Source organism: Ferrovibrio sp. GW821-FHT12F09, from assembly GCF_058806775.1.
Genome location: NZ_JBXAPZ010000003.1, coordinates 369,472 through 382,664 on the forward strand (window position 1 = coordinate 369,472; position 13,193 = coordinate 382,664).

Here is a 13,193-nt window from a genome sequence, read left to right on the forward strand (position 1 = left end):
AATAGTTAAATTGATACCGTCAGATCCGGAATTGTCCCACTAAATCGGCCAATTCCTGCGCCTGCCGGGCCATGGCGGTCGCCGAGGCCGTGGTCTGCTCGACCAGGGCGCCGTTCCGCTGGGTCATCTCGTCCATCTGCCCCACGGCCGTGTTCACCTCGTCGAGACCCACCGCCTGCTCCCGGCTGGCCGAGGAAATCTCCCCAACGATATCGGCCACTTTTTTCACAGCCGAGACAATCTCGCTCAGGCTTTCACCGGTCAGGTTGACCAGACGGGCCCCTTCCCGCACCTCGCCGGTGCTGGCCTGTATCAGGGCCTTGATTTCACGCGAGGCGTCAGCAGAACGCTGGGCCAGCGCCCGGACTTCCTGGGCCACCACGGCGAAGCCCTTGCCGGCCTCACCGGCGCGGGCCGCCTCCACGGACGCATTCAGAGCCAGCAGATTGGTCTGGAAGGCGATCTCGTCGATCAGACCGACGATATCGCTGATCTTCTGCGCGCTGCCTTCGATGCGACTGACCGCTTCGACGGCGCTGCGGACGACACTGCCGCCCTTCTCGGCCGTGTTGCGCGCCGTCGCTGCCAGGCTGTTGGCCGCTTCGGCATTATCGGCATTCTGTTTTACGGTTGCCGTGATCTGGTGCATCGAGGCCGCAGTCTCTTCCAGGCTGGCGGCCTGTTGTTCGGTACGGCCGGCCAGATCGTTGCTGCCGCTTGAAATCTCGGTCGCAGCATCGCGCACAGTGGCGGCGGCAGACGTGACCCGGCCCACCGTCTCGGCCAGTTGCTGGGCCGTCCGGTTGGCATCCTGCTTCAACCGGTCATAAACACCCTGATAATCTGCTCCGATACGATGGGTGAAGTCGCCACGCGCCATGGCGCCCAGGGCATCGCCCAGATTGCCGAACACAGTCTCCACCGTGCCAAGCATGCCGTTCATCCGTTCGCCCAGGCGGGCCATCATCCCGTCCAGCTTGCTGGTATCGATGCGGGCAGACAAGTCACCGCCCGCGGCCGCACCGACCACTTCGCCGACAGCGCGATCCAGCAGGTCTTCCTGGGCCTTGCGCTGTTCTTCCGCGCTCAGGCGATTGCGCTCGACCTCCTGCTGCAGCTCCTCGTTCTGCAGACCGTTCTCCTTGAACACCTGCACGGCACGAGCCATGGCGCCGATCTCGTCGCCACGCTGCCGGTCCGGAACGTCCGTGCCCCATTCGCGATTGGCCAGCCGGTCCATGACACCGGTCAGAGCCGCCAGCGGATCGGCGACGCGGCGGCCGATATAGAGCCATCCGACCAAGAATGCCGCCACAAGGCTGGCAGCGGCTACAATCACCAGAATCATCCGGCCGGTACTGCTGCTGCTCTTTGCTTCTCTGGTTGCTGCAGCAACGTCAAGATTGGCATCCTCGACCACCTGCTGCGCCACCGCCGCCAGGCGTTTGGCCGCATCACGGCTGGTCTTCAAGGTGGAGCGTGCATATTCGAGCGAGTCCAGTTCCTGTTCGCGGAAACTCAACAGGCCCGTGCCTTCATCGCCGTAGCCGACAACCGTCTTGGTCGCCTTGCTCAGCTCAGGATGCGGGTTGATTTTCTCCACCACCGTCAGCGCCTTGGTGACGCGTTCAGACGTGGTGGCAAAGCGTTTTGTCGCGGCTTCCAGTTCGGCCCGGGTAGCGGCCTGGGCACCCACGGCCAGCTGACCAACCGCGTTGTTCACTTCGCCGATCAGCGTGGCGGTGGCCTGCACCAGCATTACGTCGTTATTGGCCATACGGGTGAGCGAGCGCTCGATACGGCTGAGGTCGCCGCTGCGCGTCACCGAGGTCATGCTGCCGGCCAGATCCGTCACCGCGTCATCGATCAGTGGATTGGCGAATTGCAGGAAGGTGGTGTGCGCCTTGGCCAGTTCCTGGGTCTCGGTCTCACGCTGCTGGGTTGTCCGGATACGGGCGCTGACCAGCTGCTGCAACCGGCCGATATTGGCCAGCAGGCCATCGGTTTCCTTCTTGATTTCCTCCAGGCGGCCGCCGCTCACCCGTGCTGCAACCAGATCCAACACCGAACGGATATCGTTCTCGCGCTCCTTGATGCCAGCCGCGGTGACCTTGACTTCTTCCTCGGTGCTGGCCGAGACCAGATCGGGCGCGGCGCCGGCCAGATCGGCAACCCGTTCCGACAGCGCCAGGGCCGCAACCACGGCCGTCACCCCCTCATCCGTCACTGTGGTGATGGCCCGGTCAAGCCGCGACATGGCAAACCAGCCGGCGGCAGCCGAGATCAGGGCGAAGGAGGCGATTGCGCCCACCGCGATATACAGGCGTTGGCGGATCCCCCCGCCCGACGTCGAAACCGGCTGCAGATCAGCCATAGCCTACCCCCCTCTCGATTCTTCAAGACCGGAGGATTGTTCTGGGTTTTTACCGTTGGGGCAAGCCCATGATATGCAATGAAAACCCAGTTTCACGTACTAGCAAAACGGGTGGTCGGGCCGTGGCGCGTCGCACAACCGGATGCTAGGCTTCCGGCTCTGAGGAAACTGGCCCCATGCTCGTCCTGATCGACAATTACGACAGCTTTACCTGGAACCTGGTGCACTATTTTGGCCAGATCGGTGCCGAGATGCGTGTGTTCCGCAACGATGAAACGACACCGGAGGCCATTCTGGCACTCAAGCCCGCCGGCGTCGTGCTGTCACCCGGTCCCTGCGATCCCGACCGCGCCGGCATCTGCCTCGCCATGATCGACAAGGCTGCCGAGACCCGCCTGCCGCTGTTCGGCGTCTGCCTTGGGCACCAGGCCATCGGCCAGGCCTTCGGCGGCAAGGTTGTGCGCGCCCCCAAGCCGCTGCATGGCAAGCTCAGTCGCATCCACCACACCGGCGAGAGCGTGTTTGCCGGTCTGGCCCAGGACTTCCAGGCCACCCGGTATCACTCGCTGGCCGTCGACCCGGCCAGCCTGCCCAACAGCCTGAAGGTGACCGCACGATCGGAAGACGGCGTCATCATGGGCCTCGCCCATCACGACCTGCCGATCCATGGCGTGCAGTTCCACCCGGAAAGCATTGCCTCCGAGCATGGCCTTGCGATGCTGGCCAATTTTGTGCGCTATTGCGGCCTGCCGGTGACGGCGATTGCGGAGCACGGACAGGCGGCATGAGCGGGGATATTGCGGATTTCAAACGGCTGCTCGGTCTGGTGGCCGGCGGCGCGCGGCTCAGCATCGACGATGCGCGCACGGCCTTCGACGTGATGATGTCGGGCAATGCCACGCCATCGCAGATGGGCGCTTTCCTGATGGCGCTGCGCGTGCGCGGCGAAAGCGTGGACGAGATCACCGGCGGCGCACTGACCATGCGCGCCAAGGTCAATGGCGTGAAGGCTCCGGCCGACGCCATCGACATCGTCGGCACCGGCGGCGACGTCAAGGGCACCTGGAATGTCTCCACCTGCTCGGCCTTCGTGCTCGCCGGCTGCGGCGTGCCGGTGGCCAAGCATGGCAACCGCGCGGTGTCGTCGAAAACCGGCGCGGCCGACGTGCTGACGGCGCTGGGCGTCAACATCGACTGCGATTTCCGCCTGATCGAGAAGGCCATCGTCGAAGCCGGCGTCGGCTTCCTGATGGCCCCGCGACACCATGGTGCCATGCGCCATGTCGGCCCCACCCGCGTCGAACTGGGCACCCGCACGATTTTCAACCTGCTCGGCCCTCTGAGCAATCCGGCGCTGGTGAAGCGTCAGCTGATCGGCGTGTTCGACCGCCAGTGGGTGCAACCACTGGCCGAGGTGATGGGCAAGGTCGGCGCTGAAGTCGTCTGGGTCGTGCATGGCTCGGACGGCCTCGACGAGATCACCACCACCGGCCCCACCTATGTGTCCGAAATGGCCGGCGGCAAGCTGCGGCATTTCGAGATCACGCCCGAAGACGCCGGCCTGCCGCGTGCCCGCATGGAAGACCTGAAGGGCGACGAGCCGACCGCCAATGCCGTGGCCCTGCGCGCGGTGCTGAGCGGAGCGCCCGGCGCCTTCCGCGATATCGTGCTGATCAATTCCGCGGCCGCGCTGGTGATCGCCGGCAAGGCCAAGGACCTGCGCGAGGGCGCCGGCATCGCGGCGCAAGCCATCGACAGCGGCAAGGCACGTGCGGCGCTGGCACGCCTGATCGAAATCACCCATGAACCGCCGCCGGTGGAACCGGAAGCGGACGACAAGCCGGCCAAGAAAAAAGCATGAGCGACGTTCTCACCAGGATCAACGCCGACAAGCGGCTGCATATCGCCGCCAGCAAGGCCGCCGTGCCGCAGGCGAAGCTGGAGCAGCTGGCGCGCGCCACCCCGGCGCCGCGCGGCTTTTTCCGGGCGCTGAAGACCACGGCTGACTCCGGGCGTTATGCGCTGATCGCCGAGATCAAGAAAGCCTCGCCCTCCAAGGGCCTGATCCGTCCGGATTTCGATCCGCCGGCGCTGGCCCGCGCCTATGCCGCCGGCGGCGCCACCTGTCTGTCGGTACTGACCGACGTTCCGTATTTCCAGGGCAGCGATGACTATCTCCGCGCCGCGCGTGCGGTTGTCGACCTGCCGATCCTGCGCAAGGACTTCATGCTCGATCCCTACCAGGTGATCGAAGCGCGGGCGATGGGCGCGGACTGCATCCTGCTGATCATGGCCGCGCTGAGCGATGCGCAGGCCGCCGAACTGGAGGCCGCCGCCGGCGAGTACGGTCTGGATGTGCTGGTCGAGGTGCATGACGGCGAGGAACTGGATCGCGCGCTGAAGCTGAAAAGCCGCTTGCTGGGCGTAAACAACCGCAATCTCAAGACCCTTGAGATCGATATCGCCAATACCGAGGCACTGGCCGCCCGCGTGCCGGCAGAGAAAATGCTGGTGGCTGAATCCGGCCTCTACACCAAGGCCGATCTCGATCGCATGGCCAAATGCGGTGCGCGCTGCTTCCTGGTCGGCGAAAGCCTGATGCGGCAGACTGACGTGGAATCCGCCACCCGCCTGCTGTTGACCGGCAAGGAGCTGGCCGCGTGAGCGACAAGCTGACCCATCTCAACGCCGCCGGCGAAGCCCATATGGTCGATGTCTCGACCAAGGCCGTGACCGAGCGCGTCGCCAGTGCCGGCGCCCGCGTCCTGATGCAGAAGGCCACGCTGGACCTGATCCTGTCGGGCCAGGCTGCCAAAGGCGACGTGCTGGCCACCGCGCGCATCGCCGGCATCATGGCGGCGAAGAAGACGTCAGACCTGATCCCGCTCTGTCATCCGCTGGCGCTGAGCCAGGTCACGGTCGAGCTGACACCCGACACCAAGGCCAATGCCATCGATATCGTCGCCACCTGCAAGCTGAAAGGCCGCACCGGCGTCGAGATGGAAGCTCTCACCGCTGCCAGCGTTGCTGCGCTGACGATCTATGACATGGCCAAGGCGGTAGATCGCGGGATGCAGATCACCGATGTGAAGCTGCTGCACAAATCCGGCGGCAAGTCCGGCGACTTCAACGCGGCCTGAGCGATGCTGGCCGTCACCGAAGCCCGCGCCCGTATCGTTGCCGCCCTGCCGGCGATGCCGTCGGAGACGGTGGCGCTGACCGCTGCTGCTGGTCGTGTGCTGGCCGAGGATGTGGCCGCGCGGCGCACCCAACCGCCCTTCGATGTCAGCGCCATGGATGGCTGGGCCTGTCGCCAGGCCGATCTCACTGCCATTCCCGCCATCCTGAAGCCGGTCGGCGCAGCCGCTGCCGGCGGTCGCCATGACGGTCGCGTCGGACCGGGCGACTGCGTGCGCATCTTCACCGGCGCACCGATCCCCGATGGCGCCGATGCCATCGTGATCCAGGAAGACGCCGATCTGGGCAGCGACGGTCGCCTGACCGTGCGCGAAGCACCCAGGCCCGGCCAATGGATCCGCAAGGCCGGTCTGGATTTCGCCGAGGGCGAAATTCTGCTGAAGGCCGGCATCCGGCTCAGCCCTGCCGATATCGGGCTGTCGGCCGCCATGAACGTGCCCTGGCTGGCCGTGCGGCGCAAACCGCGCATTGCCGTGCTGGCGACCGGCGACGAACTGGCCCGACCGGGCGAACCAATCGGTCCGAACCAGATCGTCAGTTCCAACAATATTGCCCTGTGTGCCCTGATCGATGCCCATGGCGGCGTTGCCATTGACCTCGGCATTGCCCGCGACACCGAAACCGACCTGCGCGCCAAGGCTGCCGCCGCGGCCGGCTGCGACCTGCTTCTGACGCTGGGCGGCGCCAGCGTCGGCGAACATGACCTGATCCATAAAATCCTCGGTGGCGGCGGCACCAGAATCGACTTCTGGAACATCGCCATGCGGCCGGGCAAGCCCCTGATGTTCGGCCATGCCGATCTGGGCGACGGACAGTCCATTCCGCTGCTGGGCCTGCCCGGCAATCCTGTCTCGGCTCTCGTCTGCGGCTATAATTTCCTGCTGCCGGCCATGCGCGCCATGCTTGGGCTGGACTGGGAAATCCGTTTCGAGACAGCTGTCTCCGGCTCGGACCTCGCCGCAAACGACAAGCGTGAGGACTACCTGCGTGCCACCCTGCGCCAGGATGGTAACCGGTTGGTCGCGACCGGCTTCGCCAGGCAGGACAGCTCCATGCTGCGCCGCCTGAGCGAGGCCGACTGCCTGATCGTGCGCGCGCCGCTGGCCCCGCCACTGCAGGCAGGTGCGCCGGTCCAGATCCTGCGCCTGCGCTGATCATGCGCGTCACCCTCCTCGGCACCGGATGTCCGCAGGTTTCGACCTTGCGCTACGGGCCGGCCAGCCTGCTGCAATGGGGCGAACGGCAGTTCCTGATCGATTGCGGCTCGGGCGTGACCCAGCGTCTGCTCGGTGCCGGCAGCGCCGGCAAGCTGCTGGATGGCATCCTGCTGACGCACCTGCATTCCGACCATATCGTTGATCTGTTCCAGCTCATCATCTCCAGCTGGCACCAGGGCCGCGACCGGCCGCAGCGCATCTACGGCCCGGTCGGCACCAGGCAATACATGAAAGGGCTGATGGCCCTGTGGAAGCCTGAGCTGGATCAGCGCATCGCCCATGAAAAGCGCCCGTCCACCACAGCACTGGAACTCGAAGTCACAGAGGTCGAGCCCGGCACCATCATCCGCGACGGCGACCTGCGGGTCATGGCCATTCCGGTGCGACACCAGCCGGTCAAGGCCGCGTTCGGTTATGCCTTCACCGACGGGCAGCACAGTATCGCCTTCAGCGGCGATACCGCCTTCTGTCCGGAGCTGATCACGGCGGCAAAAGATGCCGACGCGCTGGTGCATGAATGTTTCCTGCACCGGGAGATGCTGGCGCTGCCAGGTCGGAATCCGGAGACCGTCGCCAATGTCGCCAGCTATCACACCCTGTCGACCGAAGTCGGCAAGGTCGCTGCCCAGGCCGGTGTCGGCTGCCTGATTCTCAATCACTTCGTGCCGGTCGTCTTCGACCGTCCGGCGCTGCTGGCCGAAGTCCGCGCCGATTACACCGGCCCGGTGCTGATCGGCGAGGACCTGATGCAGTTCGACGCCACGACACGTCTGGTGACCCACGCCGGCGCGGCCATCGGCCTGCCGACGGCCTGAATGCCGGCCAGACCAGCAATCCGTCCTGCTCATCCGGGCGATCTCGATGCCCTGGTCGAACTGGAAAACCGCTGTTTCCAAGGCGATCGCATGTCCCGCCGCAGTTATGCCGCGGCGCTGCATAACCCGCGCGCCGTACTGCTGGTTGCCGATCAGGGCGAGGCCATCCTGGGGGCTGCCACGCTGTTTCGCCGCGCCGACAGCGAGGCTGGGCGGCTTTACTCCATTGCCGTCGATCCGGCCATGCAGGGACAGGGACTGGGTGCGGCCCTGCTCACTGCCATCGAGCGGGTGGCCACCGGGCTCGGCCTGCACTGCGTGCGACTGGAAGTCAGCGTTCACAACAAAGCCGCAATCGACCTCTACCGTAAAAACCGCTATGGAATCGTAGGCCGCATCGCGCAATACTATGAAGACGGTTCGGATGCCCTGCGGCTGGAGAAGCCGCTGCAGACCGGATCAGGCAAAGTCCCCCGCTGAGCTTTACGGGAGCCGCTTCCCGCTGCCATGCATATCATCATCGTCGAGCGTAAAACCCATTTCCGCTACCGCAATCCGGGCTGTCTGGTCCTGAACAACCGCGAGTTCATCACACGCCCCGATCTGGTGCAGGACAAACGGGCCAAGATCATCAACCTCAGCAAAGATTACTCCTACCTCGGCTACGGTTATTACTGCTCCCTGCTCGCCGAGGCGCGCAGCCAGAAGGTCATCCCCTCGGTCAAGACCATCCTGGATCTGCGCGAGCGCAGCATATACAGCCATGCCCTGCCCGAGCTGGACGAACTGCTGCAGCAGCAGGTGAAACGGCTCGTCATGCTGCCGACGGCGCCCTTCACGGTGAATGTCTTCTTCGGCCGCAGCGACGACCTGCGTTTCCCCGATCTGGCCCGCCGGGTCTTCGACGAATTCCGCTGCCCGTTGCTGAAGCTCAGCATCTCACCGGAAGATGGCTGGCACATCGCCTCGATCCGGCCGATGGCCCTCAGTGACCTGAAGCCCGAGCAGCAGGAATTCTTCGAGCGCGCGCTGGAATCCTACACCCGCTCCAGCTGGCGCACACCAAAGGCCAAGCCAGCCGCGAAATACAGCCTGGCCATCCTGCATAATCCGACGGAAGCCCTGCCGCCGTCGGACCGCCGCACCCTGCAGAAATTCGTCCGCATCGGCGAGCAAATGGGCGTCGAGGTCGAGCTGGTCGAAAAGAAAGACTATGCCGAACTGGCCGAATACGACGCGCTCTTCATCCGGGAAACGACCGCGCTCGATCACCACACCTACCGCTTTGCCAAGAAAGCAGAGAATGAAGGTATGGCGGTGATTGATGATCCAACTTCGATCCTGCGTTGCACCAACAAGGTGTATCTGGCCGAGTTGCTGAAGGCGAACAAGATTCCAACGCCCAAGACCGTGGTGCTCGACAATCGCGGCGTGGAAGCCGTGGAACAGGAAATCGCCTATCCCATCATCCTGAAAATTCCCGATGGTTCTTTCTCACGCGGCATCGTCAAGGCCGAAAACCGCGGCCAGCTTGAAGAAGCCGCTACCCGCCTGCTGCGGGAATCCGACGTCATTCTGGCGCAGGAATACCTCTACACCGATTTCGACTGGCGGATCGGCATCCTGCGTGGGCAGCCGATCTATGCCTGCCAGTATTTCATGTCCCGTGGCCACTGGCAGGTGGTGAAGCACAGTGATGGCGGCCGCTTCACCGAAGGCGGCTTTCGCACCCTGCGCGTGGAAGACGCGCCGCGGCCGGTGGTCGACATCGCGCTCAAGGCCGCCAGCCTGATCGGCGATGGCTTCTACGGCGTCGACCTGAAGCAGACAGAAAAGGGCGTGGTGGTTATCGAAATCAACGACAACCCCTCGATCAACCAGGGCGAGGAAGACGCCGTTCTGAAGGATGACCTGTATCGCCGGATCATCCAGGAATTCATCCGCCGCCTGGAAGAACGCCCGGGCGGGGAGACCATAACACTGGCTCAATCCCAGCAGACCATGGCCGGAGCCTACGCCATCACACCCGGCCAGCCGCCCTCGCCAGCCCAGATCGCCGCCCAGGTGGCCGCAAAGGTATCGAGCGAGGTGGCAGCGCGGATCGCCGCCGAGGTATCAAGCCAGGTCATCGCCTCGATGCTGGGCGCCCGCCCCCATGTGGTGGCCGAGGAAAACTCCGAAGAACCTTCCCTGCCCCTGCCATACAGCCAGAAATGATCTAAACTCGGGCGGCCTATCGCCCGAGACTCCAAGCAAGAGGCCGCAATGCCCGTCGCCTGGCGCATCCTGCTCTGCGCCTGCCTGAGCTACACCATCAGCCAGTTCTACCGCTCGGCCAATGCCGTGATCGGACCTGACCTGATGACTGAACTGCTGTTGACGCCGGAAGATCTGGGCATCCTGACCGGAGCCTTCTTCCTGACCTTCTCGGTCAGTCAGCTGCCGGTCGGCATTGCGCTCGACCGCTGGGGCCCGCGTCGCACCATTCTGGTGACGCTGGTGATCGCCTTCATTGGCGCCCTTGCCTTTGCCCATGGCCGAAACCTCACCGAGCTGAGCCTGGCGCGTGTCGTGCTCGGCTTCGGGTGCGCGGCCCTCCTGACCGGCCCGATGGTGCTGTTCTCCCGCTGGTTCCCGCCCGACCGTTTTGCCACCATGTCCGGCATCCTGATCGCGATCGGCAATCTCGGTGTCGTCGCCTCCACGGCGCCACTGGCCTGGCTGGCGGCCGCCTATGGCTGGCGCATGGCCTTTTATCTCACCGCCGGAATCACAGTCTGCCTGATCGGACTCTCGTACTGGGCGATCCAGGATCATCCCGATCCCGCCAAGGCGCGCCCCGGCGCCGGCGAAACCCTCGGGCAGGCCCTGCGCGGCGTGGCCGACATCATCCGCCTTCCCGCCTTCCCCAACCTGTTCGCCATCATCTTCTGCGCCTACGCCACCTTCATCACCATCCTCGGCCTGTGGGGCGGGCCATATCTGCACGATGTGCATGGCATGGATGCGGCGGCGCGCGGCAATGTGCTGATCTTCATGGCGCTGGGTGCCGCCGCCGGCTATTTCATCTGGGGACCGCTGGACCGCGTCTTCAACACCCGGAAATGGCTGCTCGCCGTGGGATTGGGCGCGCAGCTTCTGTGCATTTTCATCATCGTCATCGTTCCGGGTCTCAGTGTCTTTCTGATCACCGTCCTCTTCACCTTCATGGGCGTGATGAATGGCTGCATCGTCATGATCTTTGCCCATGCCCGTTCCGTCTTCCCGGCGGCCGTTGTCGGCCGCGGCATCACGACCCTGAATATCGGCACCATGGGCGGCGGTGCTTTCCAGCAGATTCTGACCGGTTTTCTGATGGGTCGCCTGGCGCCGAAGGGGCAGATGCCGACCGAGACCGATTATCGTATTATCTTCGGTGTGCAGGGCGTGATCCTGCTGTCGGCGTTGCTGTTCTATCTGCGCACGCCTGACGCCAAGCCGCACCAGACCGCCACACTATGACGATGCGCGCCGAAACGCCGATCCGGATTGAAGTCCTCAGCGAAGTCGCCGCCGCACCTTATGGCTGGATGCTGGGCAAGCCCCTCGCCTCTGCCCCCACGGACGCGGCTTATGGCAGCCCGTCTTCCGATTTCTGGCAGGAGCATATCTTCGATGCCGGCACAGACGGTCAACCGGAAATACTATGGGTGACCTATCGCTCGGCCGAACCGGTCATCGCACGCCTTGAGGTGCATCACCGGACCCAACAGGCCGTGGTGCCGCTGACCGGCAGCGTCGTGCAGGTGGTGGCCACCAGCACGCCGTCCGGCGAGCCCGATCTTGCGACCGTCAGGGCTTTTCTTGTTCCGCAAGGCCAGGGCATCTGCATGCGAACCGGTACCTGGCATGCAACCAGAACCTCAGGCCGCGAAGCCACCTGCCTGATGCTGACACGGCGCTCCACCACCGCCGATCTGGTGAACCACCTGAACAACGGCGCGGCAGCGGTGGAATCGCGCCTTGCCGATATCCCGGCGCTGCGACTGGTGCCATGACCCGCGAACCGGTTCCCGCCCGTTTCAATATCGCGCGCTATTGCCTGGCTGAAAATGCCCGCCTGCGCGGCGGCAAGACCGCCATGATCCTGGTGGGCGAGAGTGACGAGACCCGCCTTACCTTCGCGGAGGCCGATCTTGCCGTGCGCCGGCTTGCTGCCGGCCTGCGCTCGCTGGGCCTCGCAGCCGGCAGCCGCATCATGATCCGCATGGCCAACGATGCGGATTATGCGCTGACCTATTTCGCCACCATGGCAGCCGGCTATGTCGCGCTGCCCTCCAGCGCCCAGCTCACCGCCGCCGAAGCCGATTACCTGCTGCAGAATTCCGGCGCCGCGGTTGTTGCCGCCAGTGCCGAGCTTGCGCGCGACCTGACGCTGCCGGCCGATGTCATCCTGCTCGATCCGGTCCGCCTGACGACCCTGAAACAGCATGACCCGCTGCCCGACTATGCCGATACGGCCGCCGACGATCCGGCCTATCTGGTCTATACCTCGGGCACCACCGGCCGGCCAAAGGGTGTACTGCATGCCCATCGTGCCGCCTGGGGGCGACGGCCGATGTACCAGGGCTGGCTCGGCCTGCAGGACAGCGACGTGATGCTGCATGCCGGCGCCTTCAACTGGACCTATACGCTGGGCGTCGGCCTCGTCGATCCCTGGGCGGCTGGCGCCACCACCGTGCTGTATAACGGGCCGCGCGACATCCAGGTCTGGCCACGGCTGCTGGCGCGGCATCGCGCCACTATCTTTGCTGCCGTGCCCACGCTCTATCGCCAGATCCTGAAATACTGCGATCTCGATGCTCACGACCTTTCGGCATTGCGCCATGGGGCGACGGCCGGCGAGGCCTTGCCGCCGGCATTGCTGGAAGAATGGCAGAGCCGCACCGGCAAGCCGCTGTATGAAGCCCTAGGCATGTCGGAGATTTCCACCTACATCTCCACCGGACCCGGCATGACGATCAAACCCGGCAGCCCCGGCAAGCCGCAGGCCGGTCGTCGTGTCGCCGTCCTGTCGCCTGACAGTGACGAACCGGTGCTGCTGCCGGATGGCGAAACCGGCCTGCTGGCCGTGCATCGTTCGGAACCGTCGCTGATGCTGGGATACTGGCACCGGCCGGAAGAAGAAGCCCTGGTCTATCGCGGTGACTGGTTCTGCGGTGGCGATCTCGCCAGCCTGGATGCCGATGGCTATCTCTGGCATCACGGCCGCAACGACGACGTGATGAATGCGATGGGCTATCGCGTCTCGCCTGTGGAAGTGGAACTCGCCCTCGCCGACCATCCAGCCATCGCCGAGGTGGCGGTGACCGAATTGAAAGTTCGGGCGGATGTCTCGGTGGTCGCGGCTTTCATCGTCCTGCGCGAGGGGCAGGCTGCCGAGCCCGCCGAACTGGGCCGCTTCGCCGAGGCGCGGCTCGCCGCCTATAAATGCCCGCGCGAATGGCGCTTCGTGGCGGCCCTGCCGCGCACCGCCAATGGCAAGGTGCAGCGCAAGAAACTGGCGGCACCCTGACCTGAAATAATGTGGCACCGGGCTTGCAGTTTCCC

General features: G+C 64.8%; 12 protein-coding genes. 11 read left to right on the forward strand and 1 reads right to left on the reverse strand.

Features of this window, described 5'->3' with window-relative positions:
* Positions 1-19: 19 nt before the first annotated feature.
* Entirely contained in the window at positions 20-2,374 is a 2,355-nt protein-coding gene (locus AC1ROB_RS22105) for a methyl-accepting chemotaxis protein (RefSeq protein WP_492972903.1), read from the reverse strand.
* Between the two features lie 176 nt (positions 2,375-2,550).
* On the opposite strand from AC1ROB_RS22105, the gene AC1ROB_RS22110 reads away from it, so the two are divergent.
* Genes AC1ROB_RS22110 through AC1ROB_RS22160 form a run of 11 tightly spaced genes read left to right on the forward strand, consistent with a single transcriptional unit; the run spans position 2,551 to position 13,158 of the window.
* The gene (locus AC1ROB_RS22110; RefSeq protein WP_492972902.1) at positions 2,551-3,162 is read left to right on the forward strand and encodes an anthranilate synthase component II; all 612 of its coding nucleotides are present in this window, start codon (positions 2,551-2,553) and stop codon (positions 3,160-3,162) included.
* The gene (gene trpD / locus AC1ROB_RS22115; RefSeq protein WP_492972901.1) at positions 3,159-4,235 is read left to right on the forward strand and encodes an anthranilate phosphoribosyltransferase; all 1,077 of its coding nucleotides are present in this window, start codon (positions 3,159-3,161) and stop codon (positions 4,233-4,235) included. The genes AC1ROB_RS22110 and trpD overlap by 4 nt, the downstream gene beginning before the upstream one ends.
* On the forward strand, positions 4,232-5,038 hold the full coding sequence (trpC, locus tag AC1ROB_RS22120) for an indole-3-glycerol phosphate synthase TrpC (RefSeq protein ID WP_492972900.1): 807 nt from the start codon (positions 4,232-4,234) through the stop codon (positions 5,036-5,038). The genes trpD and trpC overlap by 4 nt, the downstream gene beginning before the upstream one ends.
* Positions 5,035-5,514, forward strand: a complete 480-nt coding sequence (gene moaC / locus AC1ROB_RS22125) for a cyclic pyranopterin monophosphate synthase MoaC (protein WP_492972899.1) — start codon at positions 5,035-5,037, stop codon at positions 5,512-5,514. Before trpC ends, moaC begins: the two co-directional genes overlap by 4 nt.
* Before the next feature lie 3 nt (positions 5,515-5,517).
* Complete coding sequence (locus AC1ROB_RS22130; protein ID WP_492972898.1) at positions 5,518-6,726, forward strand: molybdopterin molybdotransferase MoeA; 1,209 nt, start codon at positions 5,518-5,520, stop codon at positions 6,724-6,726.
* Between the two features lie 2 nt (positions 6,727-6,728).
* Complete coding sequence (locus AC1ROB_RS22135; RefSeq protein WP_492972897.1) at positions 6,729-7,604, forward strand: MBL fold metallo-hydrolase; 876 nt, start codon at positions 6,729-6,731, stop codon at positions 7,602-7,604.
* Positions 7,605-8,084 carry a GNAT family N-acetyltransferase gene (locus AC1ROB_RS22140; protein WP_492972896.1) on the forward strand — a complete coding sequence of 160 codons (480 nt, stop codon included), beginning with the start codon at positions 7,605-7,607 and terminating at the stop codon, positions 8,082-8,084.
* Positions 8,085-8,111: 27 nt separating this feature from the next.
* Complete coding sequence (locus AC1ROB_RS22145) at positions 8,112-9,821, forward strand: RimK family ATP-grasp domain-containing protein (RefSeq protein WP_492972895.1); 1,710 nt, start codon at positions 8,112-8,114, stop codon at positions 9,819-9,821.
* Positions 9,822-9,869: 48 nt separating this feature from the next.
* Entirely contained in the window at positions 9,870-11,105 is a 1,236-nt protein-coding gene (locus tag AC1ROB_RS22150) for an MFS transporter (protein WP_492972894.1), read from the forward strand.
* Entirely contained in the window at positions 11,102-11,641 is a 540-nt protein-coding gene (locus tag AC1ROB_RS22155; protein ID WP_492972893.1) for an ureidoglycolate lyase, read from the forward strand. The genes AC1ROB_RS22150 and AC1ROB_RS22155 overlap by 4 nt, the downstream gene beginning before the upstream one ends.
* Positions 11,638-13,158 carry an acetate--CoA ligase gene (locus tag AC1ROB_RS22160; RefSeq protein ID WP_492972892.1) on the forward strand — a complete coding sequence of 507 codons (1,521 nt, stop codon included), beginning with the start codon at positions 11,638-11,640 and terminating at the stop codon, positions 13,156-13,158. The genes AC1ROB_RS22155 and AC1ROB_RS22160 overlap by 4 nt, the downstream gene beginning before the upstream one ends.
* Positions 13,159-13,193 lie beyond the last annotated feature (35 nt).

Excerpts from the sequence above, each read along its gene's own strand:
- AC1ROB_RS22155 (WP_492972893.1), top strand. The coding sequence starts at position 11,102 with ATGACGATGCGCGCCGAAACGCCGATCCGGATTGAAGTCCTCAGCGAA.
- trpC (WP_492972900.1), top strand. The coding sequence starts at position 4,232 with ATGAGCGACGTTCTCACCAGGATCAACGCCGACAAGCGGCTGCATATC.
- trpD (WP_492972901.1), top strand. The coding sequence starts at position 3,159 with ATGAGCGGGGATATTGCGGATTTCAAACGGCTGCTCGGTCTGGTGGCC.
- AC1ROB_RS22140 (WP_492972896.1), top strand. The coding sequence starts at position 7,605 with ATGCCGGCCAGACCAGCAATCCGTCCTGCTCATCCGGGCGATCTCGAT.
- AC1ROB_RS22145 (WP_492972895.1), top strand. The coding sequence starts at position 8,112 with ATGCATATCATCATCGTCGAGCGTAAAACCCATTTCCGCTACCGCAAT.
- AC1ROB_RS22130 (WP_492972898.1), top strand. The coding sequence starts at position 5,518 with ATGCTGGCCGTCACCGAAGCCCGCGCCCGTATCGTTGCCGCCCTGCCG.
- AC1ROB_RS22135 (WP_492972897.1), top strand. The coding sequence starts at position 6,729 with ATGCGCGTCACCCTCCTCGGCACCGGATGTCCGCAGGTTTCGACCTTG.
- AC1ROB_RS22150 (WP_492972894.1), top strand. The coding sequence starts at position 9,870 with ATGCCCGTCGCCTGGCGCATCCTGCTCTGCGCCTGCCTGAGCTACACC.
- AC1ROB_RS22105 (WP_492972903.1), bottom strand. The coding sequence starts at position 2,374 with ATGGCTGATCTGCAGCCGGTTTCGACGTCGGGCGGGGGGATCCGCCAA.
- AC1ROB_RS22160 (WP_492972892.1), top strand. The coding sequence starts at position 11,638 with ATGACCCGCGAACCGGTTCCCGCCCGTTTCAATATCGCGCGCTATTGC.
- AC1ROB_RS22110 (WP_492972902.1), top strand. The coding sequence starts at position 2,551 with ATGCTCGTCCTGATCGACAATTACGACAGCTTTACCTGGAACCTGGTG.